The 24,921-nt window shown below is 42.7% G+C and carries 27 protein-coding genes and 1 riboswitch; of the genes, 20 read left to right on the top strand and 7 right to left on the bottom strand.

Going from position 1 to position 24,921, the window contains the following annotated elements; translation table 11 throughout:
* Positions 1-8 precede the first annotated feature (8 nt).
* Genes CSW98_RS06635 through CSW98_RS06620 form a run of 4 tightly spaced genes read left to right on the top strand, consistent with a single transcriptional unit; the run spans position 9 to position 3,782 of the window.
* Positions 9-1,016 carry a twin-arginine translocation signal domain-containing protein gene (locus CSW98_RS06635; protein WP_100799682.1) on the top strand — a complete coding sequence of 336 codons (1,008 nt, stop codon included), beginning with the start codon at positions 9-11 and terminating at the stop codon, positions 1,014-1,016.
* A gap of 58 nt (positions 1,017-1,074) precedes the next feature.
* Complete coding sequence (locus CSW98_RS06630) at positions 1,075-1,845, top strand: ABC transporter permease (RefSeq protein ID WP_100799681.1); 771 nt, start codon at positions 1,075-1,077, stop codon at positions 1,843-1,845.
* Positions 1,838-2,590, top strand: a complete 753-nt coding sequence (locus tag CSW98_RS06625) for an ABC transporter ATP-binding protein (protein ID WP_100799680.1) — start codon at positions 1,838-1,840, stop codon at positions 2,588-2,590. The genes CSW98_RS06630 and CSW98_RS06625 overlap by 8 nt, the downstream gene beginning before the upstream one ends.
* On the top strand, positions 2,583-3,782 hold the full coding sequence (locus CSW98_RS06620; protein ID WP_100799679.1) for an NnrS family protein: 1,200 nt from the start codon (positions 2,583-2,585) through the stop codon (positions 3,780-3,782). Before CSW98_RS06625 ends, CSW98_RS06620 begins: the two co-directional genes overlap by 8 nt.
* A gap of 14 nt (positions 3,783-3,796) precedes the next feature.
* Here CSW98_RS06620 and CSW98_RS06615 read toward each other — a convergent pair whose 3' ends face one another.
* Complete coding sequence (locus tag CSW98_RS06615) at positions 3,797-4,531, bottom strand: metallophosphoesterase (protein WP_232733486.1); 735 nt, start codon at positions 4,529-4,531, stop codon at positions 3,797-3,799.
* Positions 4,532-4,663: 132 nt separating this feature from the next.
* A riboswitch (cobalamin riboswitch) is annotated at positions 4,664-4,793 on the top strand.
* 89 nt (positions 4,794-4,882) lie between these two features.
* Here CSW98_RS06615 and cbiM point away from each other — a divergent pair.
* Genes cbiM through CSW98_RS06595 form a run of 4 tightly spaced genes read left to right on the top strand, consistent with a single transcriptional unit; the run spans position 4,883 to position 7,535 of the window.
* Entirely contained in the window at positions 4,883-5,479 is a 597-nt protein-coding gene (gene cbiM / locus CSW98_RS06610; RefSeq protein WP_100799677.1) for a cobalt transporter CbiM, read from the top strand.
* 16 nt (positions 5,480-5,495) lie between these two features.
* Positions 5,496-6,095, top strand: coding sequence for a NikL family nickel/cobalt ECF transporter subunit (locus CSW98_RS06605; RefSeq protein WP_100799676.1), 600 nt, complete (start codon positions 5,496-5,498; stop codon positions 6,093-6,095).
* On the top strand, positions 6,095-6,874 hold the full coding sequence (locus CSW98_RS06600; protein WP_100799675.1) for an energy-coupling factor transporter transmembrane component T family protein: 780 nt from the start codon (positions 6,095-6,097) through the stop codon (positions 6,872-6,874). The genes CSW98_RS06605 and CSW98_RS06600 overlap by 1 nt, the downstream gene beginning before the upstream one ends.
* A gap of 10 nt (positions 6,875-6,884) precedes the next feature.
* Positions 6,885-7,535 (top strand): energy-coupling factor ABC transporter ATP-binding protein, encoded by a 651-nt coding sequence (locus CSW98_RS06595; protein ID WP_100799674.1) that lies wholly within the window; start codon positions 6,885-6,887, stop codon positions 7,533-7,535.
* A 49-nt stretch (positions 7,536-7,584) separates the two neighbouring features.
* Here the strand turns inward: CSW98_RS06595 and CSW98_RS06590 are convergent, their stop codons facing one another.
* Positions 7,585-8,343, bottom strand: a complete 759-nt coding sequence (locus CSW98_RS06590; RefSeq protein ID WP_100799673.1) for a DeoR/GlpR family DNA-binding transcription regulator — start codon at positions 8,341-8,343, stop codon at positions 7,585-7,587.
* A 233-nt stretch (positions 8,344-8,576) separates the two neighbouring features.
* Between CSW98_RS06590 and CSW98_RS06585 the strand changes: the two genes are divergently transcribed.
* Genes CSW98_RS06585 through CSW98_RS06560 form a run of 6 tightly spaced genes read left to right on the top strand, consistent with a single transcriptional unit; the run spans position 8,577 to position 14,356 of the window.
* Positions 8,577-9,539, top strand: a complete 963-nt coding sequence (locus tag CSW98_RS06585) for an ABC transporter substrate-binding protein (protein WP_100799672.1) — start codon at positions 8,577-8,579, stop codon at positions 9,537-9,539.
* Between the two features lie 34 nt (positions 9,540-9,573).
* Complete coding sequence (locus CSW98_RS06580; protein ID WP_100800035.1) at positions 9,574-11,265, top strand: ABC transporter permease; 1,692 nt, start codon at positions 9,574-9,576, stop codon at positions 11,263-11,265.
* Complete coding sequence (locus tag CSW98_RS06575; RefSeq protein WP_100799671.1) at positions 11,253-12,275, top strand: ABC transporter ATP-binding protein; 1,023 nt, start codon at positions 11,253-11,255, stop codon at positions 12,273-12,275. Before CSW98_RS06580 ends, CSW98_RS06575 begins: the two co-directional genes overlap by 13 nt.
* Positions 12,272-13,369 carry an MBL fold metallo-hydrolase gene (locus CSW98_RS06570; RefSeq protein WP_100799670.1) on the top strand — a complete coding sequence of 366 codons (1,098 nt, stop codon included), beginning with the start codon at positions 12,272-12,274 and terminating at the stop codon, positions 13,367-13,369. Before CSW98_RS06575 ends, CSW98_RS06570 begins: the two co-directional genes overlap by 4 nt.
* Complete coding sequence (locus CSW98_RS06565) at positions 13,356-13,901, top strand: histidine phosphatase family protein (RefSeq protein ID WP_100799669.1); 546 nt, start codon at positions 13,356-13,358, stop codon at positions 13,899-13,901. The genes CSW98_RS06570 and CSW98_RS06565 overlap by 14 nt, the downstream gene beginning before the upstream one ends.
* A gap of 2 nt (positions 13,902-13,903) precedes the next feature.
* On the top strand, positions 13,904-14,356 hold the full coding sequence (locus CSW98_RS06560) for a phosphatase domain-containing protein (RefSeq protein ID WP_100799668.1): 453 nt from the start codon (positions 13,904-13,906) through the stop codon (positions 14,354-14,356).
* A gap of 20 nt (positions 14,357-14,376) precedes the next feature.
* Here the strand turns inward: CSW98_RS06560 and CSW98_RS06555 are convergent, their stop codons facing one another.
* Both CSW98_RS06555 and CSW98_RS06550 read right to left on the bottom strand, forming a co-directional pair.
* Positions 14,377-14,874, bottom strand: coding sequence for a peptide-methionine (S)-S-oxide reductase (locus CSW98_RS06555; RefSeq protein WP_100800034.1), 498 nt, complete (start codon positions 14,872-14,874; stop codon positions 14,377-14,379).
* Positions 14,875-14,914: 40 nt separating this feature from the next.
* The gene (locus CSW98_RS06550; RefSeq protein WP_100799667.1) at positions 14,915-15,685 is read right to left on the bottom strand and encodes a DeoR/GlpR family DNA-binding transcription regulator; all 771 of its coding nucleotides are present in this window, start codon (positions 15,683-15,685) and stop codon (positions 14,915-14,917) included.
* 214 nt (positions 15,686-15,899) lie between these two features.
* Between CSW98_RS06550 and CSW98_RS06545 the strand changes: the two genes are divergently transcribed.
* Positions 15,900-16,877 (top strand): Gfo/Idh/MocA family protein, encoded by a 978-nt coding sequence (locus CSW98_RS06545; protein WP_100799666.1) that lies wholly within the window; start codon positions 15,900-15,902, stop codon positions 16,875-16,877.
* A gap of 136 nt (positions 16,878-17,013) precedes the next feature.
* Here the strand turns inward: CSW98_RS06545 and CSW98_RS06540 are convergent, their stop codons facing one another.
* From CSW98_RS06540 to CSW98_RS06530, 3 genes are all read right to left on the bottom strand, one after another.
* Positions 17,014-17,883: an aldo/keto reductase gene (locus CSW98_RS06540; protein ID WP_100799665.1), complete on the bottom strand. Its 870-nt coding sequence runs from the start codon at positions 17,881-17,883 to the stop codon at positions 17,014-17,016.
* Between the two features lie 122 nt (positions 17,884-18,005).
* The gene (locus CSW98_RS06535; protein ID WP_198517296.1) at positions 18,006-19,166 is read right to left on the bottom strand and encodes an MBL fold metallo-hydrolase; all 1,161 of its coding nucleotides are present in this window, start codon (positions 19,164-19,166) and stop codon (positions 18,006-18,008) included.
* A 167-nt stretch (positions 19,167-19,333) separates the two neighbouring features.
* Positions 19,334-20,242 carry an AraC family transcriptional regulator gene (locus CSW98_RS06530; protein WP_100800032.1) on the bottom strand — a complete coding sequence of 303 codons (909 nt, stop codon included), beginning with the start codon at positions 20,240-20,242 and terminating at the stop codon, positions 19,334-19,336.
* Between the two features lie 233 nt (positions 20,243-20,475).
* Here CSW98_RS06530 and CSW98_RS06525 point away from each other — a divergent pair, with 233 nt between their 5' ends.
* The 5 genes from CSW98_RS06525 to CSW98_RS06505 all read left to right on the top strand — a co-directional run bounded on the left by CSW98_RS06525 (position 20,476) and on the right by CSW98_RS06505 (position 24,912).
* Positions 20,476-21,117 carry a carboxymuconolactone decarboxylase family protein gene (locus tag CSW98_RS06525; protein WP_100800031.1) on the top strand — a complete coding sequence of 214 codons (642 nt, stop codon included), beginning with the start codon at positions 20,476-20,478 and terminating at the stop codon, positions 21,115-21,117.
* A gap of 78 nt (positions 21,118-21,195) precedes the next feature.
* Positions 21,196-22,371 carry an MFS transporter gene (locus tag CSW98_RS06520; RefSeq protein WP_100799664.1) on the top strand — a complete coding sequence of 392 codons (1,176 nt, stop codon included), beginning with the start codon at positions 21,196-21,198 and terminating at the stop codon, positions 22,369-22,371.
* A gap of 112 nt (positions 22,372-22,483) precedes the next feature.
* Positions 22,484-23,347: a DUF3737 family protein gene (locus CSW98_RS06515; RefSeq protein ID WP_100799663.1), complete on the top strand. Its 864-nt coding sequence runs from the start codon at positions 22,484-22,486 to the stop codon at positions 23,345-23,347.
* A gap of 12 nt (positions 23,348-23,359) precedes the next feature.
* Complete coding sequence (locus CSW98_RS06510) at positions 23,360-24,520, top strand: MalY/PatB family protein (protein ID WP_100799662.1); 1,161 nt, start codon at positions 23,360-23,362, stop codon at positions 24,518-24,520.
* Between the two features lie 35 nt (positions 24,521-24,555).
* Positions 24,556-24,912, top strand: a complete 357-nt coding sequence (locus CSW98_RS06505) for a cyclophilin-like fold protein (protein ID WP_100799661.1) — start codon at positions 24,556-24,558, stop codon at positions 24,910-24,912.
* Positions 24,913-24,921 lie beyond the last annotated feature (9 nt).

Here is a 24,921-nt window from a genome sequence, read left to right as displayed (position 1 = left end):
AGTTTGAAATGAGTAAAACAAGACGTCAGTTTTTACGTGATTGTGGACTGGTTGGTGCAACGGTAGCTGGTAGTAGCCTGTTTCCTGGTTTCGCTTTTGCCGGAGGAAAAACGATTCGGCAAGATCTGACCATGTATGGTCCGCCAGCAGGACCTTCGGTGATTCTGGCTCATGCTGCGGAAACAAATGTGCTATCCGGAGTGGTAGAAAATCTGAATTTCAATGTATACCGTGATCCGGATGTTTTACGAACCAATTTTATTAGTGGACGTTGGCATTTGGCAACAACCCCCAGTTATGTTGCTGCTAATCTTTATAACCGGGGATTAAAGATCCGGTTAATGAATATTATGGCTTGGGGGCTGTTGTATGTTATTTCTGCTGATGAACATGTGAAGCGAATAGAAGATTTGAAAGGTCAGGACATTATTATGCCTTTTAAAGCGGACATGCCTGATTTAGTTTTTCAGCACATAGCAAAAGAGAAAGGCATGGTTGTTGGTCAAGATTATCGTCTTAATTATGTGGCGACACCGTTTGAAGGGTTGCAACTTTTGTTGTCTGGGCGAGCCAACCATGCGGTATTACCGGAACCTTCCGGCACGGCGGCTTTGTTGAAAGGGATGAAGTCATCTAAAAAAATGACCCGGGTTATCAATCTTCAGGATGCGTGGGGAGAAGTGACGGGGGGGCCGTCTCGCATCCCTCAGGCAGGGATGATGGTTTCTGATGCATTACTGGATGAGATTCCGGATTTACCAAATCGCCTTAATAATGGGCTTGCACGTTCGACTCATTGGGTGGTGAATAATCCGACCAGCGCAGGCCGGCTTGGTGAATCTTATATGCCGCTAAAAGCACCTATTATTGAGCAGTCTATCCCTTTTTCTAATTCAGACTTAGTCAGAGCGAAAGATGCTCAGCATGAGTTAGAAAGCTTCTTTTCAATTCTGGCGGAATCGAATCCTGAAATTGTTGGCGGGAAACTGCCGGATGACGGTTTTTATTTGGGTTAGCAGAAGTCGTATCACGGGTGTTTTCTATAGCACTCATATTAATAGGGATAGATGGCAGATGAGTTGGCTTAGGGCTGCTTTTTATTATATGTGGAGCGGATTTGGGGCTTTAGCCAGTATTCTGGTCTTTTTTGCTTTTTGGGATTATGGAAATCAGCTATACGGAGATCTTATTCTTCCGTCTCCGCAAACCTCTCTGGCACGGTTGCTGGATCTGTGTATACACGGTAAGGGGCTGGAGTTTTTATGGGTGACGACTTACAGAGCATTGATAGGATTTGGCTTGTCAATTACGGTTGGAAGCCTCCTAGGAATTATGGCTGGGCTTTCGGTTACATTATCTATGGCACTAAGACCTTTAATTACCATACTTATTGGTATTCCACCTATTGCCTGGATTGTTCTGGCTATGCTCTGGTTTGGTGCTGATGATAGTACACCTATTTTTACTATTACAGTAACGGCACTGCCGATTACTTTTATTGCTGGTGTTCAGGGCGCCAGAACCCTGGATAAGAGTTTAACTCAGATGGCTCATAGCTTCGGAGCATCGCGTTGGATTACTTTTTATGATGTACATCTTCCCCATGTCCTTTCTTATTTGTTTCCTTCCTGGGTGACTGCTCTCGGAACATCATGGAAAGTTGTGGTTATGGCCGAACTACTGGCAAGTAACAGTGGTGTGGGAGCGGGTTTGGCCATGGCTCGGGTAAATATCGATACTGCGGCTACAATGGCATGGATTGTAGCGATTGTGTCTGTCTTGTTGATTGCGGAATACGCCATTTTTGAACCGATTAAGCGTAGAGTGGAGAGATGGCGTGAATAATGTTAAACGACTGATGATTAAAGATTTGAATCATAGTTTTGAGCAAAAAACCGTATTACAGGATATCAATATTGAACTGCAGCAGGGAGCCGTAATGGCGGTTGTAGGTCGTTCCGGTTGTGGTAAATCAACGTTGCTGAATCTTATCTCTGGGTTGATTGAAGTGGAAGGGGGGGACATTGTTAACGACTTTATGACTACCGCTATATTGTTTCAGGAGCCACGTCTGTTGCCCTGGAAAAATACGATAGAAAATATAGGTTGGGGGCTGAAAGCTTTGGGTGTTTGCCACAGGGAAAGAGAGTTGATAGCTTCCGAATTGGCGATGGAAGTTGGTCTTGAGCACGATGATCTTGAGAAGTATCCGCATGAGCTGAGTGGAGGGATGAAACAACGAGTAGCAATGGCTCGTTCATTCGCAGTAAAGCCAGAGCTATTGCTGATGGATGAACCCTTCAGTGCTCTGGATATTGGCCTGAAAGAAGATCTTTACTCTCTCCTGATTAATGAGATAGAACAGCGGGAATTGACGGTTCTGTTTATTACTCACGATATCATGGAAGCGGTCAGGTTGGCTGATCAGATCTTAGTATTGGATGATAATCCGGGTCGACAGGTATATACCTACCAGTGTGATAAACCAAGAGCCGAACGACAGCAGGAATATTGGTATACCACGGCTATGAATCTGCTTCAAAAAGAGGTAGTAAATCGTGCTTTTCAGATCAGAGGAAACAATGATTAGCCTGCTTAAATTATCGGATAAAAATTCACCGGTTTATGCCTGTGGCTTCAGGCCTTTTTTTCTTGTGGCTGCAATTTATACGGTGCTACTTAGCTTACATTATTTTATTTTTGGTTATGTTGTTTACCGTGATGGGTTTAATGGTTTCAACCTAGTTTGGTATCAGTACGAATTTTTGTTTGGCAGCGGGCTGGCAGCCCTTTCTGGTTTTTTACTGACAGCGTTTCCTGCCTGGACAAACACTGAAAAAGTTCAGTTTGGTCGTTTATTTACACTTATTGTTGTTTGGGGTATTGCTCGCATTTTCTCGTGGTTTTATATCTATTGCGGAATTTTGCCGTCCGTTTTCTTTGGAATCGCCTATCTGGTTATGTTGTTGGCCTCTTTAACCCCCTCGGTTCTGGACAAGAAACACTGTCGACATCGGATTTTTTATTATCAGTTATGGTTGCTGCTTGGGGCTCAGAGTCTTATGGGTCTGTTTTGGGATATTCAACATCCTGAAGTGATACTATCTTGGCTGAAGGTCTGCCTGGGTCTTGTTCTTGTCATGTATATGACGGTTTTTAGTCGGATGTCTAATGTTGTGGTTAACTTAGCACTAGATAAGTATGGAATTATAGATGAACGTCATTTTGCTAAACCACCGCGCAGGAATTTTGCTATTGGAGTCATTGCCTTATATTTGCTTTCTGATTTTGTATTGCCTTCTAGCACGGTCAGTGGTTGGTTTTCCCTTGCCAGTGCTGCTGCTATTTTAAATATCCTTAATGATTGGCATATGAAAAAGGCATGGCGGGATTTTTATTATCAGGCACTTTATTCGGTTTACCTATTTGTTGCGGTTGGTTTTTGTTTGATTGGGACATCGAATATATGGGGAATACCTGATGCAGGTTTATCATTATTTTCTGTGATGAAGGGGGCGTTATCTTTGTCGATACTGATGGTTTTACTGGTAGTTGGTCAGAGACATACAGGTAGAAGACTCGCCAATAGCTGGCTTATCAGACTGGCAATATTATTGATGTTCGGTCTGGAAATCTTGCATATTGCCCAAGCTTATGAGTTGCTACCTTCCAGTATGACTTTAATAGGGAATAATATGTTTGTGCTATTCAGCTTTCTTCTGTATTTGTTTATGGCAACTCATATGCTGACTCAACCACGGGTAGATGGTCAGCCGGGTTAAAAAACAGTCTGTTGTTAGCTAAACGGAAGGTGGTAATGTTTTTCGTCATGCATATTAATTGAATGTATCAGTATGGTTTCCGCCTGAAGTTCACAGAGTGTCAGACGAGGATCGGGAATAAATTTACTGCTATTGTAAGCGGCTCCGGTATCTATAAATAGCTTATTTTGCTTCAGTTGCGGAGTCACTAATGGTGTATGCCCACAGATTACGAGATCAGTGTGATTGATGTGGTGGCCGGTGTTTTTCAGAATATCATCGCGTCCCCATAGCATTTCATGCAGGGATTCATCAGAGGTGTTTCTTTCATCGGGGGGCCAGACGGAAAAAGGATAGGAGGCATGTATCAGCCCGATAACTAACTTTCCGACCGTAACTGAAAGTGTCAGGCTATAACAGGAAGATACGATATTCCGGGCTAACGCTTTTTCTTCACGGGATAATGAAAACCACCATTCTCCTCCATTCATAATCCATACATTTTGCTTGTAAATATCGTTGTCGTACTTTTCCAGAATAAAGCTTTCATGATTACCTAAAACGGGGAAAAACCATTTTTCTCGGGCAAGTTTCAGACAGCGTAGTGAATCTATTCCACGATCGGTTAAATCGCCGACGGAAAAAATCCGGTCATGATACTTATCAAAATGAAGGACTTTCAGGGCGTGGATTAGGAGAGCATATTGGCCATGAATATCTCCGACAAACAGATCTCTTCCCTGTGAATTACAGGGGAAGATCTTATGCACCGGGATATCTGACAGTATGGTCATAAATATAAGAACGGCAGAATAGTTATCTGTACTCTTGAAAGAATAGCATAAGGGGAGACTTTTAGTAAAATTGATACAGGTCAAATTACTTCAGAAGTCAGTGTGAGAGACTCCAGCCCGTTATCTGGTATAAAGTGAATTAGGTGAAAATCCTAAACTGTACCCGCAACTGTAAGTGACGTCGGAGTTATTTTGGCCGTTGTCACAAGTCAGATCCTACCAGATAACAATTATATGTTATCTGGGCGGGAACACTCAGAATGATTATCCCCCCGGATTTATTAATATCAATAGCTATTAATATAAAAGCGTGTTGAGGATAATTAATTGCATATCGTTGATGGGGTACTCAGTGTACCTGTTCTTGCTGCTGGTGCTGTGATCACATTGGTGGGTTCTGTCATTGGTTTACGTCAATTGACGGATGATAAAATTCCACAGGCTGCCGTACTCGCTGCCTGCTTTTTTGTTGCTTCTTTGATTCATATACCAATAGGACCATCAAGTGTTCATCTTATTTTTAATGGATTAATTGGATTACTCCTTGGTTGGGGAGTATTCCCGGTTGTGCTAATAGGGCTCGTACTGCAGGCTGTTTTTTTCGGTTTCGGTGGCATTGTCGTGTTGGGTGTCAATACGATTAATATTGCTGTTCCGGCAGTGATTATCGGAATGTGTATACGGCCATATTTTTCCAGATGGTCCTCCTACGTTGTCGGATTTATCTCCGGATTTGGTGCTGTATTCTTGACCAGTCTCATGGTTGCACTGGCTTTGACTTTATCTGGGGATGTCTTCCTCAACAGTGCTTCTCTAGTTATTGTAGCGCATATTCCGGTGGCTTTACTGGAAGGTTTTATATGTGCGTATTCTGTCCATTTATTAAAGAAAATTCGTCCTGAGCTGATAAATAGCCAGAAATAGTAAGAGTTAGATACTTATGAATAAATCAGTCTTATATACAGTTCGATCTGTCATTTTATTTTTTCTTTGTATGTGTATCAGCTTATTTGCTTGTGCCCATCAGATCCGGATGTCTGTCTACCTTGAAGGCAATCTGGTTGAAGGTGAAATTTACTTTGTTGGTGGGGGGAGTCCACCGGCATCAGGTGCGAAGATAGACCTTATCAAAGGTGAAGAAGTTCTCCATTCTATCGTGGCAGATGAAAGCGGTTGGTTTAGTTTCGGCTCAATTACTCCTGATACCTATACTGTGCGTGGAGATGGAGGGCAAGGACATGTCGCTTTTTATGACCTGAACAAAAGTGAATTTATAGAAAATGAATCTGGTTCTCAGGATGTTACTTCATCTTCTGCTCCCCAGAATCGGATTTCTGGTGAAAATCAGTGTTCTTCATCGTTAAGTCAGCAAGATCTCCAGATAGCGATTACTAAAGCAATACGCCCTTTGAGGGAAAAAATAGATCGTTATGAAGCGAAGACACGTATGCACGATATTCTGGGAGGAATTGGCTATATCCTAGGTTTATTTGGTTTGTTAATTATATTCAGAAACCGGAAGGTGGCAGGAAAAGTATAATGGAAGCGACATTAGTGACCTTAGTTAAGCAAACGAAGGCTCATTCTCTTCCTGCTCATCTCAGGATTATTCTTGCTGTTACTTTGATCGTCGCAATAGTCTTATCCGGACATATTTATTCACTTATCGGATATTTCCTGATCGCGCTAATTTTATGGATAAAAAGTCCAATGAGCTTACTCTTTGGTCTGAAAAGATTAATGTTGGTAGATAGTATGGTTGTTCTGACAATTATACCGTTGCCATTTTCGTTTATTGATGACCGAGTGGTGCATTTGGGAGGATTGGTATTATCGGAAGTTGGTATACTAAAAGCTCAGGAAGTTTTTATTAAAGCGACGATTTCCGCTATTGTCATGATGAGTCAGAATTGCGGAACATCAGGGGTGGAACTTTCCAGGGCCCTTTCTCTTCTTAGGGTGCCTATAAAATTAATTCTGCTACTACAGTTTTGCATTCGGTATATTAGTGTCATACAACAGGAAGTGTCCAGCCTCAGAATAGCAATGCGTGCACGTGGATTTGGTAATGGTTCAACGTTGCATAACTGGCGTAGTTATGGCTATTTATTTGGAATGTTATTAGTCCGCGCATTAGAAAGAGCAGATCGCATATGGTTTGCTATGAAATGTCGGGGATATCAGGGAATTTTTCCCGTGATAGCTCATCCTGAGCCCGTACGGTATCTGAATTTTCGTTTTCTTTTCTGGGTATTCATTTCCATATTTCTTTTGGTATTGGATCTAATGGGTATTTGGCCTAAACCGGTGTACTTCTGAGGAATGGGGTATGGATAAATTGATTGAACTCCGAAAGTTGTCCTATCAGCGATCAAATGGACAATTCTGTGTTGAACAACTGGATTTCTGTTTAGTGAGAGGTCAGAAAGTAGCGATAACAGGAAGTAATGGTAGTGGGAAAAGTACCCTTTTAATGATGATGTTAGGCTTGTTACAAAATGTGAAAGGTGACGTCAGACTGTTTGGTCAGCCTTGTAGAACAGAAAAAGATTTTGCTAGGTATCGTACCCGAATAGGGCTGCTTTTTCAGGATTCAGATGACCAGTTATTCTGTCCAACAGTGATTGAGGATGTCTGCTTTGGCCCGGTTAATCAAGGTCATAGCCAGGAAAAAGCGCAAGAACTGGCATATCAGACCTTAAGAAAGCTTGGTATTGAACACCTTGCCCATAGTGTCAGTCATCTGTTATCCGGGGGGCAAAAAAGATTGGTTTCTCTGGCGACCATTTTGGTGATGGAACCAGAAGTATTGCTTTTGGACGAACCTACGAACGGCCTTGATGAGCAAAACTACCAAATGCTTATCGATATATTAATTACTGTCGACTTACCTATGGTATTGGTCAGTCATGATAAAAAACTCCGGCAGGCATTGACCTCGATTGAATACCGTCTTGAAAATGGCGTGTTAACTTTTTAGGTTAGGATCGATTTGAACATATCGGATTTTGTGCTGAAAAATCAGTAAATCAGACAGTTTCCCAAATTGTTGAACTCTTCTTTAACTCTGAAGCTATCTCTTCAGTCGGTGCAAAATCAGCTACAACTAAATTAAAGTCGCGAATATGGCCATTTTGGCAACTGGCGATGATGCCTTTTTTTCCGCTATCAACGACTAATATTGTAAGTTGTGCGTATTTACATAATGCTTCTCTGGCCATCACTTCACTATCTTTGTAATCATATAAGTAGCCTTCAGCGTCGATACCGCCTACGGATACAACACCCACTTGTGCCCGATAACGTTGGAAAAAATTCAGAGCATCACCGCCGATGATATCCCTGTCTCTCTTACGCAGTAAACCGCCGGCAATGGTGATATTGATATTCGGGTAATCACAAAGGTGTGAAGCGGCATAGAGATTATTGGTATAAACATCAAGAGTGATATCTTTATTTAATGCGTGAGTAACCATCTCTACCGTAGTACCTGTCCCCAAGAAGCAGTGGCTTCCTTTGGATAAATGGGAAACTACGGCTGCGCCTATTCGTTCTTTACCTTCCCGGTTATGTAATTCACGGGAATGATATTCTACGTTTTCCCGTTGAAAAGCGGCGACACCACCGTGGGTTCTAAAAACCTTGCCTCTTTCGGTTAGAAAGCGAACGTCTGCACGAATGGTTTGCAGTGAAACCTGAAAAAGTCGGGATAATTCGTCGACACTCTTTTCACCTTCGGTAACGACTTTCTGCACAATGGTATTGCGGCGTTCATCTTGATTTAGCATAGCTATTTAACCGTTTCTTCCGGGGGATTTCCGGTTCCTGTTTATCTGTAGTTTAGCCCTGTATATCTTTACTATATCAGCTTATTTCGATTGTTTTAAAGTTTCTTTTGGAAATTAATTTAATATTAAAACGAAATCAAAATGCAGTATTTGTGTCACATAATCATGGTTTACTGGTATGGACGAACAGCTTCTTGGTACTGAAACTAAGTATTTATCTAAACGAGGGATGTATGAAAAAAGTAACTGCTTTTTTATTAACACTGGTTTCCGCTTCTGCGAGTGCCCAAACAACATTAATGCTATATACCAGTCAGCCTAATCAGGATGCACAACAAACGGTCGCCGCGTTTGAAAAACAAAATCCAGAGATTCGAGTGAACTGGATTCGTGATGGAACCACTAAATTGATGGCGCGTTTCCAGACCGAAAGAGAAGCGGGAGTGAAAAGTCCGGATCTGCTTCTGATTGCTGATAGCGTTACCATGGAGTCATTAAAAGGAGAAGGCCTGCTTTATCCTTATATATCGCAGTATAAAAGTGATTATGATTTGGCGTTGTACGATGCCAAAGGCTATTACTATGGTACAAAAATGATTACCACAGGGATTGCCTATAATACACAAGCAAGCTTTAAGCCGGATTCATGGTGGGATCTGACGAAACCGAATCTGAGAAACCTAACCGCTATGCCTAGCCCTTTATACTCTGGTGCAGCATTGATTCATCTGGCGACTTTGACAGAAAATAACAATATCGGCTGGGATTACTATCAACAATTAAAAGACAATCAGGTTCAAGCTCAAGGGGGGAACGGTGGTGTGTTGAATGCGCTTTCCTCTGGTACCAAGGCCTATGGTGCGCTTGTTGACTATTTGGCTATCCGGGAAAAAGCGAAAGGTGCTCCAATAGAATTTGTTTTTCCGAAAGAAGGGGTGAGCATGGTAACAGAGCCTGTTGCTATCCTGGCTGATAGTAAAGAAAAGCAAGCGGCACAAAAATTCGTTGATTTTCTACTTTCAAATCAGGGACAAGAGTTGGTTAAATCCCAGGGCTATTTACCCGCATCAAATATCGTTGGTACGCCAGCAGGGTTCCCGCCACGCTCTGAAATAAAAATGATGGCGTTTAACCCTGAAAGTGCATTGCAGAACGCCAACAACAACAAAGATCGCTTTGCCAAAATTTTTAATTAACATTGTCTGTTAGCAAATTATGAACTCTGTGGGTATGACATATAACACAAGCCTCTATAAGGGGCTTGTTATTCTCTTATTAGTAATGGTTGGTATTCTTACTGTCCTGCCATCACTACAGCTTTTTATTACATCTCTTTCTGATATTAGTGATGGGGGACAGTCCAGCTTGTGGCGGATGCTCTCTCAGTCATCAACCTGGAAAGCTCTCTGGCATAGTTTTTATACCAGTAGCCTCGCGATGTTACTTTCGTTACTTATCGGAGGGACATTGGCGTTTCTGATTGCTTTAACCAATATTGGTTATAAGTCTCTGTGGGCTTTTCTTTTCATGCTGCCAATGATGATACCTCCTCAGGTGATGGCATTATGCTGGATACAATTGTTTGGACCGAGCAGCACAATTCTAAAAAGTCTGGGGATGGCTCCGGCATTAGGAAGTTCCAATCCTATCTATTCTGCAGAGGGGATTGCTTTTTTACTGGGTATTCAACATGCACCTTTAGTCTTTCTTGCGCTACGAACTCAGCTTATTGCTCTGCCTAAAGAGCAAATAGAAGCGGCTAGGTTGTGCGGTGCTTCTAACCGGCACCTGATGTCAGACATTATTCTGCCGCTATGTTACCCGGCTTTGCTTGCGGCAGCGGCATTGGCTTTTGTTTCTGCCCTTGGAAATTTTGGTATCGCTGCCATGATCGGTATTCCAATTTCCTATTTGGTGCTACCGACACTGATTTATCAGCAGATGGCGAATTTTGGCACTAGTGTTCTTAATGATGTTGCCAGTTTATCTATTTTGATGGCGATATTGGCGTATCTGATTGTGTATTTACAGAATAAAGCTCAGCAGGCCAGCTCTTTACATCTTATCGGGGGAAGTGGACAGACTCTGTTTATTCCTTTAGGACAATATCGTAAGGCTGCTGAACTGGCTTTGGCTTTACTGCTTTTTATTATCTTGATTCTTCCTCTGCTGGCTCTGATATTCAGCTCTTTGATCCCAACTATGGGGGTTCCGCTGAACTGGCAAACATTAACATTTGAGGCTTATGCAACGGTTTTTTCTAAACAGAGTGCGACTTATACTGCATTAATTAATAGTTTGCTGCTTTCTGTCAGTGCTGCTGTTACGTTAATGGGGATCTGTGTTGTGCTTGCCTATTTGGCGACACGCTATGCGGGGAAAAAATCTCAGTTACTGATCAGTATGATAGATATTCCATTTACGTTGCCAGGTATTGTATTGGCAATCGCTTGTATTTTACTGTTTGCTCGTCCGCTGCCATGGTTGGGGTGGAGTCTGTACGGCAGTTTAGCCATTATATTTATTGCTTATCTGGCTCGTTTTATGGCGGTTTGCTTTAAGCCGGTTTTTACCCAGATGAAACAAATTGATCCTTCAATGGAAGAAGCAGCTCAGTTATCCGGGGCTAGTCTGTTGGTACGTCTTAAAGATATTATTTTTCCTTTGCTTACACCTTCCGCTTTTGCCGGTGCTTTATTGGTGTTCCTAACGGCAGTAAATGAACTGACGGTTTCGGCTTTGCTGTGGAGTGCAGGTACAGAAACGTTGGGCGTTGTGATCTTTAATTTAGATGAAAGTGGTAACAAGGTTCTTGCTTCTGCCGTTTCAGTGTTAGTTGTCTTTTTAGTAGCGATCGTCATGTGGTTGCTGAACAGTTTGTCTCGTTTTTTACCTAAAGGAGTAATCCCATGGCAGAGTTAATTCTTGATCATGTTTGTAAACATTTTCACAATCAACCGGCTGTTAATCAGTTATCTTTGACGATTCCTAATGGTGCATTCTGTGCGTTAATAGGGCCAAGTGGCTGTGGTAAAACAACGACTCTCAGAATGATTGCTGGCTTAGAAAATTTGACGTCTGGCGCGTTGGTGATGAATGGTCATGTGCTGGATGATGGTAAGCAATTTGTACCGCCAGAACAGCGTCGGATGAGTATGGTTTTTCAGTCGTATGCGTTATGGCCCCATATGACGGTATTGGAAAATGTCTCGTATCCTTTAAAAGTTCAGGGAAAACCGTCGGCTTATATTCGGCAGAAAGCGAAAAAATTACTTGAGACTATTGATATGCGTGGGTACGAAACACGCAAAGTTCAGGAACTGAGTGGCGGACAGCGCCAGCGTGTAGCACTTGCTCGTTGCCTGATTGCAGAACCTGAAGTCGTATTACTTGATGAGCCTCTGGCTAACCTTGATCGCCATCTACGAGCCTCGATGGAGCAAACATTCCGAGAGTTTCATCGTGAGACGGGAGCAACGTTTGTGTTTGTTACTCATGATCAGGCCGAGGCGATGGCATTAGCTACGCATATTGCTGTGCTGCATCAGGGGAAATTGGTGCAGTGGGGAACACCAGAGTCTCTGTATCAGCAACCGGATACTTCCTGGGTAGCTAATTTCATCGGTAAAGGAAGTGTGTTGAATTTACCTGTGAAAGGGCACAACCATCGGGTAATTAAAGCAACAGATTTTGATTTAAATGCTTCCACAGCATCGTTGCCAGTGCTATTACGACCTGAACATATTTATCTTGCTGAAGATGGAGTAGAAGCACAGGTAAAAGACTGCGTATTTCTTGGGGAACGGTATCTGCTTACCCTGAATCTGGTTCACGATGAGCAGACTTTTATCTGTTATCATCATTCGCCACAGTTATCTGGTTCTTTGGTCAAAGTCGCTTTTACGCAAGGCTGGCGAGTAAAAGTAGCATGAGTATCTCTATCGAAGTTCTCAGTGGGTTAGCGGCAAAGGCTCCTGCTGCCATAGTGTTACAGACTGCACAAAAACGATTTCTATTAGATAGTGGTGCCTGTATTGGTACGGCTCATGTCCCGTGGACATTTCCTGCAGATATTGATGCCGTATTTATCAGCCATGATCACATTGATCACATTGGTGGAGTAGCAAATATTCCTGCACATATCCCAGTCTATTGCTCCGAGTTTGTGGCATCTCGCCTTCCGGCACACTGTCATGCCATTACTCTTCCGATCCAGGGCTCTACCCATGTGATGGGAATAACTGTAACGACCGGGGCGGCGGGACATGCCTTAGGGGGCATTTGGTTCCATTTTTCAGTCGAAGGAGGGGTCTTCTACAGCGGCGATTTTTCTTTTGAATCGGAGCTTTACCGGTTTGATTTACCACCGGCCGCTAATATCGCTTTGTTAGATATGTCTTATGGCAATTACGATACCGGGATGGAAATGCAGAAACAGCGTTTATCTGCAGTGCTGCATGCACAGTGTGGCTCTGGATATGTACTGTTACCTGTTCCTGCATCCGGGAGAGGTATTGAGATGGCTATATGGCTGATGGATCGATATCCCGGGCAGGTAGGAATAGATAGGAATGGTTTTCAGCACATCAATCAGGCTATGTTGGGATTGGATATGGGGCTTAAAATCGAAAGTGGTCGATGTCTGCGTGCAATGCATCAGTCCGTCCGTATTATCGATGATCCAATCGATATTCAATCGAATGATATTATTTTAGCAGGTTCGCCGGACTTGGACTGTGGGCTGGCAAAGACACTTATTGACCATCATAAAAAGTGTTTAAGAAATATCGTATTTACGGGGCATATGGGACCGTTAGTTCGAGAGGTTCAGGAACAACACAGTTGCAGCTTTATTCGTTGGAATGTTCACCCAACCTTATCGGATAACTTAAGAATGATACGTCATTTGCAGTGCCGGACAGTTATTCCCTTGTTTCATCCTGATCTGATTACTGTTCAGGAAGAACAGTATCCATGTGATATGCATATCTATCCTAACTGGGAGTCTGCTTATGTTACTGATTAAGAAGCCATTTATCTTTATGCGTCATGGGGAAACTCAGGCTAATCAAGGCAATTTATTTTGTGGTGCAACGGATATACCGCTGAATGAATCAGGTCGGGAACAGGCGATTAAGGCGAGGAGGGTTTTAAAAAAATTGGACATCTCTAATCTTAATGTTATATCCAGTAGCATGCAGAGAGCGCAGCAGACAACACAACTTGCGCTGCCTGATGTGAATTTTGTCACCAATGCGGATTTATCTGAGCGCAGTTGGGGAGAGTGGGAAATGACGGCAATTACTCATTCGGTCAGTTATTTTGATACTCCACCGGGAGGAGAACCGTGGTCGGCTTTTATTCATAGAGTTACACAGGCACTCAATAACATTCTTCTTGCTAATGAATTTCCGCTGATTGTTGCTCATTCCGGCGTTTATCGGGTCATTCAGTTTCACGCTACAGGCTCACCGAATGGAGCAAGAGTTCCGAATGCAACTCCGGTTCGTTTTTGGCCGGAAGCCGATAGTTGGCAGCAACAAATAGTACAGGAGTAGAAATGAACAGAAGCTGTATTGTCGTGGATGTGGATGGAACATTAGCGGAATTTAATCCTGAAGCAGTGAAATCTTGGGTGTTAGGCGACACTAAGGATTGGGATCCTTTTTTTAATTATATGCAGGATGCACTTCCCGTAATTAATATTGTCAAGCTGGTGAACTATTTGGCAGAAAAAGGTGAAGCGATTGTGATATGTAGTGGCCGACCAGACAGTCACAGGCAGTATACGTTAGACTGGCTGGATAAACATTGCATTCCTTATGATCGGGTTTACCTTCGTCCTGAAGGGCAAGATGCTATATCAGATGCGCATGTGAAACAGGCATTATTACTGAACATTCAGAACGATGGCTATGCTCCATGGTTGGTTTTGGACGATAGAGACCATGTGGTTAACTTCTGGAGAGAGGCAGGACTGACTTGTTTGCAGGTTGCCCCGGGGAATTTTTAATTGCCGAATCTTTAGTCCGTTTAGGCCGATTCAGAATGTTTGGACTTATATTTATGTAAAAGATCCCACGGAATATGGCATAAATAGTGGTCTTCAGGAAAATGACTCAGGTGATGCTGGTGCTCTGCATCACTTGGTACAAAATTAGTTAAAGGTAAAACCTCGACCGCGATCTGAGCGGCATCTTCTCGGCAGGAGATATAATGTTGAGCTATTTCCAGATGAGCGGGATTCTCACTGTAAACCCCCGAACGGTATTTTTTTCCGATGTCTGAACCTTGTTTGTTCACGCTGTATGGATCAATGATTTCAAACAAATATTCCATCAGTTGGCAGACTGATACAACTTGCGGGTCAAACTGGATACGCACACATTCAGCATAACCATCGTATTCGCTTTTGGTTGTATCTGAGATGCCATTTGCACGCCCGGCTTCTGTCTCTATAATTCCCGGAACATATTTAATAAATTCCTGTACCCCCCACAGGCAACCGCCGGCTAAAAAAATTTCTTCCATACGGAGATCCTTAACTTCGGTATTTTCTCTTATTTGAATATCAGGTTCGGTCATGTGTATTCGTTTCTATCACGATCAGTTCTACATCGTGCCATTGCATCTGTTCGGTAATATTTTTTGGGGGATGCTGGTTGGTGATAACCAGATCAATATCAGACCATGAGCATGACTGAAACATGGATTGAGTATTAAATTTACTCTCTTTAGTGATGCAGATAACCTGCTTCGCTTGCCGGGCCATCGCTATTTTAAGATTCGCATCCGTTTCTGTATCTGTTGTAATGCCTGATTCGGACAGAGCACTTACACCAATAAATGCTTTATTAGCCTGATACTTTTTGATTTGTTCAATGGTAGTATCACCCAGTATGGTATGCGAAAAGTCATCGAACATACCTCCGAGCACACACTTTCTGATCTGGTTTTTATTACTGAGATTATTCAGGCTTTCCAGTGAGTTAGTAATAACACTAGAGGTGATATCCAAGCAATCTGCCAGAAGAGCACTGGTTGTTCCTGCATCAAGGAAAATAATATCGTGTTCATCGACCAGCGATGCACCGTAAGCGGCTAGTTGTTGCTTTACCGGATCTGATGCTGTTCTCTGATTGTAGGAAAGGGTCACTTTTTTCTCATCAAAAATAGCGCCTCCCCGGATACGCAGAATGCCCGGACGTTTAGCGAGTTTGACTAAGTCTCGTCGTGCGGAATCGTAGGAGATCTGATATTGCTGACAGATATCCTCTAACGTGACTTTTCCGTGACTTTGAATTCGCGCTTCCAGCTCAATTAAACGTTCATCCTGAGTCATTATTATTTCCTTACGTACACTAAAACGTCTGGTAGTGTATAGCAAAACAGGTAACCAGACACTTAACTTGGCGTAGAATTCCGTATTTTTCGCACATTTAGTGCTCTTTTGTAAGTCTTAGTACGTTTCGATTGCACATTTAGTTTGTGTGCTTGACAAAAAGTTCTAATGCAGTAGATTCACTTACGCGATATTAAGTCTTTTAGGGGGTGGTATGCGAGTTGGAATCGTTGGAGCAGGAAATATTGTTAAATGGTGTCTGGATGCACTTAGCCATATTGAAGAAATACGATGTGAAGCGATTTGTGTCAGAGAGAGTAGTGTGCACAAAGCGCAGCAGCTTTGCGATGAATATCGTATTAATAAGCTCTACACTGACTATGCGCGAATGCTGAATGACCCGGATGTTGATTTTATCTATTTGGGTATACCTAATAAACTTCACTACGAATATGCTTTATTGGCATTAAAGACAGGAAAGCATGTGATTTGTGAAAAGCCATTCACATCTGAAGTGCAGGAGTTGATGACGCTGGCAGAATTAGCCAGGAATAATCAGTGTTTTCTATTTGAAGCTATTACTAATATTCACTCTCCGAATATCCAGATCATGAAGGAATGCCTGAAAAAGGTTGGTCAGGTTAAGTTTGTTCAGAGTAATTATTCACAGCTTTCCAGTCGTTATCATCAATATCTGGAAGGGCACGTTCATCCGGCCTTTGACCCAGCATTATCAGGTGGAGCACTGTATGACATTAATGTCTACAATATCCATCTTTCCTGCTATTTGTTTGGTTCTCCGAAACAGATTACATACACCTGTAATAAAGGATTTAATGGTATCGATACTTCTGGGGTGATGGTCATGCAATATCCTGATTTTATCTCTGTCTGCACGGGAGCAAAAGACTCAGCCAGTCCGGGTCAGGTTGTTATTCAAGGTGTTGATGGATGCCTGACACTGACCAGTGCCCCCAATGTGGCGGCTTCCGTAGAATTAGATGTTCAGGGTAATAAGCAGTGTTTTAATGCGAATCATGCAGATAACCATATGGAATATGAATTCCGGCATTTTTATCAGATGTATTCAGAAAATGATTTTACCGCGTGCTACCGTTATTTGGATCATTCTATTTCAGTGATGCAGATATTGACACAGGGACGAGAACAAGCCGGAATTATTTTTCAGTAAATTAAATTGAGGCAGTGAACAAATATCTTATATACTCGATGAATTGAGACTGCCAATATGGTTACACCTCTCACGGTAGAAACTCTTACCGTGAGAAGTGTTTGTTTGATTAATAACGGTTCAAATAGGATCGTGATTAGTCGTGGATTTTAACGCCAAGACAACCACGAACAAAGGCTGGATTGAAGTGCTTAACGGCTTCACCCACATAACCTAAATCAAGTGAATTAATTTGTTCCATTTCTTCATCTGTCAGCACGAAATCCCAGATCGCAAAGTTTTCTTTAATGCGTTCCTGCTGAGTCGATTTTGGAATAACTGTTACGCCGCGTTGTACGTTCCAGCGTAGAATAACCTGTGCTACAGTTTTTCCGTGCGCAGACGCAATACCCTGAAGCATTTCATTTTCAAAAGGTTTATATCTGCCGCCACCTAATGGTGCCCAAGCCTCTGGCTGAACGTTGTAATGCTGCATAACTTCTAAAGCGGCAGGCTGCGCAAAGTATGGGTGTAACTCAACCTGATTCACCATGGGTTTGATTCTTACTGTTTCGCAGAAATTAGTGAGTACATGAGCATAAAAGTTAGAAACACCGATAGATTTTAGTCTGCCTTCTTCATAGGCATCTTCCAAAGCGCGCCAGGCACTAAAGTAGTCTTTCATGGCCTGGTGCAGCAGGTAGAGATCAAAATACTCCAGCCCTGATTTTTCCAATGATACGTCGATAGCTGCTTTGGCCATGTCGTAGTTAGCCATGTCCTGAACCCATAGCTTGGAGGTAATAAACAATTCCTCACGACTACAAAGTCCCTCAGCGATGGCTTCACGTACCGCGTCGCCGACAGCATCTTCATTGCCGTAAACCGCGGCGGTATCAATAAGGCGGTAACCTGTGCGGATAGCAGTGAGTACAGCCTGTTTGCATTCTTCTTTGTCTGTTACCTGAAAAACGCCAAAGCCTGCTATCGGCATCTTAAGGGCATTATTTAATACTGTATATTCCATTGTAGAATATCTCCATTACGATGATTGGACTTAATTCTGACGAAAATGCTCAAATAGCTATGTTGTGATAAAGGTGAGCCGTAAATGGCATTTTATTGCCACAGGACTTATAACATCATGAGTCACTTCCACCATGCGGAAAACTCTTGTTGTGGGTCATCCAGCCTGACCGTTTCTCCTATCATTGGTGTCATTAGCTGATAATTCTTATCTTTACTCACCTCAGCAACTCGCTCTAGAGGTTCATACCATGCGTGTTTAGAGAGTTTGAATTTGCTGTTATGCGATGGAATGAAAGCTTTTGCCTGCAGATCAACAGCGGCTTGTACGGTTTCTTCCGGCATCATATGGATAAAAGCCCAGTTTTCGTTGTACTGACCGGCTTCCAGAATCGCAACATCAAATGCCCCGAGTCTGGAGGAAATATCTTTGAAGTGCTCACCGTATCCGCTGTCTCCGCCCAGGTAAATTTTATGGTTCGGAGTGATAAGTGCGAATGATCCCCACAGAGTCTGATTACGAGTTAGCAGGCGTCCGGAAAAATGCTGAGCCGGAAGTACATGGATTTCCAGATCCTTTTCTTTAAAAGCGCTGTACCAGTCACCTTCAAAGATACTTTCCTCAGAGAAACCCCACTTGGTCAGGTAAGAGCCAACACCAACCGGCGTGATCACTTGCTTTATCTTATGCTGTAGTACATTCAGGGTCGGGTAATCGAGGTGATCCCAATGGTCGTGTGTAATCAGCAGGTAGTCAATTTCGGGGATATCGTCAGCGGTATAGATATTACTACCCTGAAAAGCGACGTTAGTATAAGGAACCGGTGATGCGTTTTCGCTGAATACGGGATCAACCAGAAAACGCACGCCGTCCAGTTGTAAGTAGTAGGAGGAGTGTCCCATCCAGACAATGGTATTGTCAGTCAGGCTGAGGTTATGCAGGTCAGTTTTTACGGAAGGAATCGCTGATGATGGTTTGACATCGTTATCTTGTTTATCCGTAAGAAACTTGTATAACCCGACAAAGAAACTGTCGTTACCGCTCATCACCGGGGCATCGACGAGGTTATGGAATTTTCCGTCATAGAATCTTGCCTGATAAGGTTGCGGTTCCACTTTCGGAGAGGCGAACTGTGGCAGTTGTAAGTAACCATACATAGCTGAACCAAGCGCAACAGTAAATGTACCCAAATATTTAATGGCAGATGTCAGTCGGCGACGGGGAGGGGTATTATTTTCGGTTGGAAGAGTTTGTGTAATGATTTTGGTATTTTCCTGCTGCATCTTTCACCTGAGTTATTGGGGCAGGAAGTAGCCTGCCGGAGTACACAAGCATACTTTATCTAAATTTTGTTATGAGCAATAGCGCGTTAGTACAGGATTCTTGCCTATTCTTCCTGAAAGTCTGGTTTTCTGAAATTAGGCTATCAGGCTACATCAAATGATGTTTGCTATATCGCCATTGCTTCACGCAATTGTTTGATGTCTCTTGATGGTGGAGCACCAAATAACCGGCTGTACTCCCGGCTGAACTGAGAGGGACTTTCATAGCCGACTTTAAAGGTTGTGGCAAGTGCATCAAGGTTTTCCGTAAGCATTAATCTGCGAGCTTCGTTTAAACGTAGTTTCTTTTGAAATTGCAGTGGAGTCATTGATGTCATGGTACGGAAATGGGTATAAAAAGCAGACTTGCTCATTCCCGTGTAAGAAGCCAGTTCTCCTACACTCAGAGGAAGGGTGTAATGAGTTTTTAACCAGTCAATCGCTTTAGAAATCTGATGACTATGGCTACCGGCAGTAACAATCTGGTGCAGGCGTGGCCCTTGTTCCGTTATCAACAGGCGGTAAAAAATTTCCCGTTTAATAACAGGGGCAAGTATATGTATGTTATCCGGTTCATCAAGTAAGTTAATCAGGCGCTGAAATGCGTCAAGTATTGATGACGAGAGTTCGCCAATAGCCATGCCGTTCTGAGCTTGTCTGGTCTGATCAAATGAAAGTTCACTGTCTACGATTAACTGCGAAATCTCCTGATGATCCAGCTCAAGAATCATACCTAAGTAAGGTTTTTCGTCGGTTGCTTCCACAATATTCGCAACGACAGGTAAGTCGACGGATGAAATTAAAAAGTGGTTGGCATCATAAATATAGTTTTGTTCTCCTAAGATCACCTGTTTTGTGCCTTGAGCAACAAGGCAGATGCTGGAGTTGTGAGTATAACTCGCTGGTGGGGTCGGGGAACACCATTGACTCAGTCTCAGCCCCTGGATTGGAGTATCAAAATGATTCGTATTGTTCGTCCATTTTTTTATGCTGTCTGCCAGCTTATCAGAGGCTATCGCCATGTTGGGTTTATTCATCGAAATCTTACCGGACATCCAATCTTATATATTTTGCATGTTAGCACAAAAAATCCGGTTAAAAAGATTATCAGGCAATAATCAGAAATGAATAGGCTATCAAAAGAAAGGGGGAGAAGTGTAAATTTGTATTCTCTAACTCAAAGGACGGGAGTTTTATAATGAAATACACATTTCTCAGAAAGATATTGGTTCTGTTCTTTACACTGATAAGTATATCGGAGGCGTATGCAATGCAACAAAAGTTTACTAGCAAGCAGAAGGCAATAATTCCTATCGCAGCTTTTACTGCAAGTGGCGAACTAGGTAAGTTAAAAGAAAGCCTGACTACAGGGCTTGATGCCGGTCTTACGGTAAATGAAATTAAGGAAGTACTGGCTCAGATGTATGCGTATGCAGGTTTTCCAAGAAGTTTAAACGGACTTGGTATTTTTATGGGTATTCTTGAAGAACGCAAAAGTCAGGGCATTAGCGATATCGCTGGAAAAGATGCCAGTCCGTTACCGACAGGCAAAAACAGTCTGGAGTTTGGTACTGAAAACCAGACTAAATTGGTGGGACAGATTGTTGCCGGGCCTCTTTTTGATTTTTCTCCGGAAATTGACCAGTACCTTAAAGCTCATTTGTTTGGCGATATTTTCCAGCGAGACGTATTGACCTGGAAAGAACGCGAATTAGCAACAATTGCTGCTCTGGCAAATATAAAAGGAGTCAATCCACAACTGAAAGCACACTATGGTATTAGTCTGAACAATGATATTTCTCCGGAAGAACTCCAGGGGTTCGTTAACATACTGGAAAATGAATGTGGGGCGGATGTTGCTGCTAATGCACAATCGGTACTTGATGAATTATTGCGAGTGATAACTGACTGAAATTAATTAAGTTAGTCAAACAGAGCAATACATCTCATTAAGTGGGATGCATTACGTTGGCTTATTATAGGAGCAGTTATGTCTGCAGGTTTAAAGTATATATTGGCAATATTGTGCTGCTTAATTCTGGCTAATTTATATTATGCACAGCCGATCATTTCAGATATAGCTTCCGATGTGGGCATTGCTACATCAGACAGCGGCATCATTGTTACGGTTACTCAGATAGGTTATTGCCTCGGTGTGTTATTTTTAGTTCCGTTGGGGGATGCTGTTGAAAGCCGGCGATTGATCGGCTCTTTGATTCTGGGGGTATTTGCTGCATTACTTTCTGCAGCGGTTAGTCATAGCGAAATTTCGTTCCTTGTATCCATGTTTTTTATCGGGTTGTTCTCGTGTGCGGTGCAGATCATTATTCCTATCAGTGTGGGAATGGCGGCGGAAAAAGAGAGAGGCCAGGTCGTGGGGTTGATCATATCTGGCGCTTTACTTGGCATTGTTATATCCCGCCCGTTAGCAAGCTTTATTACCGGTTTTGGACACTGGCGATTGACCTACTTTTTTGCCGCAGGGTTAATGGTGCTTGTGGGGCTGTTGGTCAGAAAATTACCACGTAAAACACCGACTGCAACAGGGTTAAGCTATCCGAAAATGTTGTTGTCGATGATAAAGCTATTTGCTTTGCCGGGTATCAAAAAGCGTCTGGGGGCAATGGCTCTGGTGTTCACCAGTTTCACCATGTTTTGGGCGGCAGTACCGATTGCACTTAAAGATATTCTACATTTTTCTCACTCAGAGGTTGCGCTTTTTTCTCTAGTAAGCCTGGTTGCACCACCTTGCGCCATTATGGCTGGTAGAGTTATTGACAAGGGGCGGGGATTTGGCCTGACAGTGTTAAGCATCAGTATGGTTGGATGTGCATTTATTGTGACTCCTATTTGGGGAGCATATGTCCTGACCTTTGTATTGGCTGCGCTGTTGTTCGACCCGGGTGTTCATATGACCAATGTGGTTATTCAGCAGTCGGTTATTTCACTCGTGCCAGAAGCGAGAAGCAGGCTAAATGCATTATGTATTGCCTGTACTTTTACTGGAGGGGCCACAGGATCGTGGCTTGGTCCGTGGCTATATAGTCATTATGGCTGGTTGACTACTGTGCTGGCTGGTGCATCGATGGTGTTCATTGCTTTAATTTTGCATCTGTCTTTACGATTTACTGTCGGTAAACATATTACGGCTACAGAAACTAGTTAGTTTTTCAACTGCTATTCAGTCGTATTTGAAAATAGATTAAGAGTAACGATTTTATCTGTACTCTGCGACCTAATATTTTTATTTCCAACTTTTAACATAGTTCAGGTTAATAATGTCAGATATCATGCAAGTAAAAAATGAAATTAGCGATCGTTTCTATGAAGGGGAGCGTCCGTTATATGCTTTGAAAAATACAACCTTAAATAAGGTTCGTTTCTATCCGGGGGAATCTGCATTAAAACATTCTAGTAATATTACTGCAGAGCAATGTGAATTTATGTGTAAGTATCCTTTCTGGCATAGTGAACACGTAGAGATAGATAATTGCCTGTTTACCGTTTATGCACGTGCAGCTATCTGGTACACCAGCCATTTAACCATGCGTAATAGTGTTGTTGAGGCACCCAAAATGTTCCGCCGGATTTCTCATCTGATTATTGAGAACACTCGCTTCCCAAATGCAGGGGAAACATTGTGGACCTGTAACGATGTTAAGCTGAAGAATGTTGAGCTTCATGGAGCTGACTACGTGTTTATGAATGGTGAAGATATCATTATTGACGGCATGATGCTGGAAGGTAACTATTCATTTCAGGACGCAAAGAATGTAACCATTAGAAATTCCCATTTAAAATCAAAAGATGCGTTCTGGGGAACAGAAAACGTCACCGTTTACGATAGTGTGTTAGATGGCGAATACCTTGGCTGGCATTCAAAGAACCTGACACTCATTAATTGTACTATCCGCGGTGAACAGCCATTGAACTACGCAACCGATCTGGTGATGGAAAACTGTAAAATGGAAGATACCGATTTGTGCTTTGAGTATTCGACCCTGGAAGCGGAGATATCTTCCGACATCGTGAGCGTTAAAAACCCGAAAGGTGGTTTTATTCGGGCTCGCTCCATTGGCGAAATTATCATTGATGAAAACTGTATTAACCCTGGTGCCTGCACTATTGAGATTACAGACTGAGAGGTGTGAGTGATGTCATTTGGTTTTGATACCGTTGTTTCTCGTCGGGGGACAGGGAGTTACAAGTGGGATTCTTCCGGTGATCCTGCAAGTTTGCCTATGTGGGTTGCGGATATGGATTTCAGAACCGCGCCAGCCATTATTAAAGCTCTGGAGCAACGTGTTCAGCATGGAGTGTTTGGTTATACCAAGGTAACTGATGCTTATTATGACGCATTAATCAGTTGGTTTCAGCGCCGCTATCACTTCACTATTGATCGTGACTGGGTGTTATACACCTCCGGGGTGGTTCCTGCTGTTTCCGCCATTTTAAAAGCTCTGACTAAGCCTGGTGATGGTGTCGTCATTCAGACTCCCGTGTATAACTGTTTTTTCAGCTCTATTCGTAATATGGAATGTTGGATAGCTGAAAGCCCTTTGGTGTGGATAGATGGACATTATGAGATGGATTTCGATGATCTTGAACGTAAGGTATCGAAACCGGATGTATCAGTCATGCTGCTGTGTAATCCTCATAATCCGGTAGGAAAAGCATGGACGGCTCAGGAACTGCGAAAAGTGGGGGAAATTTGCCATCGTCATGGTGTCGTAGTCGTCAGCGATGAGATTCATTGCGACTTAGTTTTTCCTAGGGAGCAACATCAGCCTTTTGCCAGCCTTGGCGAGACGTTTCTGCTTAATTCCGTTACCTGCAGTTCCCCGAGTAAAGCATTTAATATTGCTGGTCTGCAGATTGCCAATATTGTTGCTGCCGATCCGGACATTAGGTCAAAAATAGATAAGGCGCTCAATATTCATGAAGTGTGTGATGTGAATCCCTTCGGCGTTGAAGGTCTTATTGCTGCTTATAACGATGGTGAAGAGTGGCTTGATGCCTTGAGAGACTATATCTATGAAAACTATAAGACGGTGGAACGCTTTATTCAGGAACAGTTGCCTGAACTGGCAGTAACAGCACAGGAGGCAACGTATCTTGCCTGGATAGACTGCCGCAGCTTAGGCCTATCGTCAGAAGAAATAGTCAAAGAACTGGAAGCTGAAGGGCACCTGCTTGTCAGCTGTGGGACAATTTACGGTGATGCGGGAGAAGGCTTTATCAGACTGAATATGGCCTGCCCAAAAGATGTTTTGCTTGATGGCTTAATGCGAATTAAGACTACGCTGAGCAAATAGAGATCTGGATAGTTATAATTAAGGGATGAAAAGACATGAAGATACGATTTATTTTTGATGACCAGACAGTGACTGGTACCTTGCCTGATAATACGGTCACACAAGATTTTGTGAGTCTGTTACCTTTGACATTTAAGCTGGATGATTACGCCAGTACAGAGAAGATTGCTTATCTTCCAAGAAAGCTATCAGTGGAGGACATGCCAGATGGTACGAGTGCGTGTGCTGGTGACATTTCTTATTATGCTCCATGGGGGAACCTGGTGCTGTTTTATCGTGATTTTGGTTACGCTTCTGGTTTGATTAAACTAGGCCATCTGGATGAAGGGCTGGATATGTTAAGGTCGAATGAATCTCTTAATGTTACAATAGAGCTTGCTGAGAGTTTATAAATCAGATAG

Source organism: Vibrio sp. HA2012 (genome assembly GCF_002812955.1).
In the GTDB taxonomy this organism is placed as follows: Bacteria; Pseudomonadota; Gammaproteobacteria; order Enterobacterales; family Vibrionaceae; genus Vibrio.
The sequence above is the reverse complement of the archived record's forward strand: the minus strand, read 5'-3'. Positions and strand labels throughout refer to the sequence as shown.

What these genes read in the sequence shown, in the direction of transcription:
- CSW98_RS06635 (WP_100799682.1), top strand. Translation starts at nt 9, where the DNA reads ATGAGTAAAACAAGACGTCAGTTTTTACGTGATTGTGGACTGGTTGGT.
- CSW98_RS06630 (WP_100799681.1), top strand. Translation starts at nt 1,075, where the DNA reads ATGAGTTGGCTTAGGGCTGCTTTTTATTATATGTGGAGCGGATTTGGG.
- CSW98_RS06620 (WP_100799679.1), top strand. Translation starts at nt 2,583, where the DNA reads ATGATTAGCCTGCTTAAATTATCGGATAAAAATTCACCGGTTTATGCC.
- CSW98_RS06605 (WP_100799676.1), top strand. Translation starts at nt 5,496, where the DNA reads ATGAATAAATCAGTCTTATATACAGTTCGATCTGTCATTTTATTTTTT.
- CSW98_RS06600 (WP_100799675.1), top strand. Translation starts at nt 6,095, where the DNA reads ATGGAAGCGACATTAGTGACCTTAGTTAAGCAAACGAAGGCTCATTCT.
- CSW98_RS06595 (WP_100799674.1), top strand. Translation starts at nt 6,885, where the DNA reads ATGGATAAATTGATTGAACTCCGAAAGTTGTCCTATCAGCGATCAAAT.
- CSW98_RS06590 (WP_100799673.1), bottom strand. Translation starts at nt 8,343, where the DNA reads ATGCTAAATCAAGATGAACGCCGCAATACCATTGTGCAGAAAGTCGTT.
- CSW98_RS06585 (WP_100799672.1), top strand. Translation starts at nt 8,577, where the DNA reads ATGAAAAAAGTAACTGCTTTTTTATTAACACTGGTTTCCGCTTCTGCG.
- CSW98_RS06580 (WP_100800035.1), top strand. Translation starts at nt 9,574, where the DNA reads ATGACATATAACACAAGCCTCTATAAGGGGCTTGTTATTCTCTTATTA.
- CSW98_RS06575 (WP_100799671.1), top strand. Translation starts at nt 11,253, where the DNA reads ATGGCAGAGTTAATTCTTGATCATGTTTGTAAACATTTTCACAATCAA.
- CSW98_RS06570 (WP_100799670.1), top strand. Translation starts at nt 12,272, where the DNA reads ATGAGTATCTCTATCGAAGTTCTCAGTGGGTTAGCGGCAAAGGCTCCT.
- CSW98_RS06565 (WP_100799669.1), top strand. Translation starts at nt 13,356, where the DNA reads ATGTTACTGATTAAGAAGCCATTTATCTTTATGCGTCATGGGGAAACT.
- CSW98_RS06560 (WP_100799668.1), top strand. Translation starts at nt 13,904, where the DNA reads ATGAACAGAAGCTGTATTGTCGTGGATGTGGATGGAACATTAGCGGAA.
- CSW98_RS06555 (WP_100800034.1), bottom strand. Translation starts at nt 14,874, where the DNA reads ATGGAAGAAATTTTTTTAGCCGGCGGTTGCCTGTGGGGGGTACAGGAA.
- CSW98_RS06550 (WP_100799667.1), bottom strand. Translation starts at nt 15,685, where the DNA reads ATGACTCAGGATGAACGTTTAATTGAGCTGGAAGCGCGAATTCAAAGT.
- CSW98_RS06545 (WP_100799666.1), top strand. Translation starts at nt 15,900, where the DNA reads ATGCGAGTTGGAATCGTTGGAGCAGGAAATATTGTTAAATGGTGTCTG.
- CSW98_RS06540 (WP_100799665.1), bottom strand. Translation starts at nt 17,883, where the DNA reads ATGGAATATACAGTATTAAATAATGCCCTTAAGATGCCGATAGCAGGC.
- CSW98_RS06535 (WP_198517296.1), bottom strand. Translation starts at nt 19,166, where the DNA reads ATGCAGCAGGAAAATACCAAAATCATTACACAAACTCTTCCAACCGAA.
- CSW98_RS06530 (WP_100800032.1), bottom strand. Translation starts at nt 20,242, where the DNA reads ATGAATAAACCCAACATGGCGATAGCCTCTGATAAGCTGGCAGACAGC.
- CSW98_RS06525 (WP_100800031.1), top strand. Translation starts at nt 20,476, where the DNA reads ATGCAACAAAAGTTTACTAGCAAGCAGAAGGCAATAATTCCTATCGCA.
- CSW98_RS06520 (WP_100799664.1), top strand. Translation starts at nt 21,196, where the DNA reads ATGTCTGCAGGTTTAAAGTATATATTGGCAATATTGTGCTGCTTAATT.
- CSW98_RS06515 (WP_100799663.1), top strand. Translation starts at nt 22,484, where the DNA reads ATGTCAGATATCATGCAAGTAAAAAATGAAATTAGCGATCGTTTCTAT.
- CSW98_RS06510 (WP_100799662.1), top strand. Translation starts at nt 23,360, where the DNA reads ATGTCATTTGGTTTTGATACCGTTGTTTCTCGTCGGGGGACAGGGAGT.
- CSW98_RS06505 (WP_100799661.1), top strand. Translation starts at nt 24,556, where the DNA reads ATGAAGATACGATTTATTTTTGATGACCAGACAGTGACTGGTACCTTG.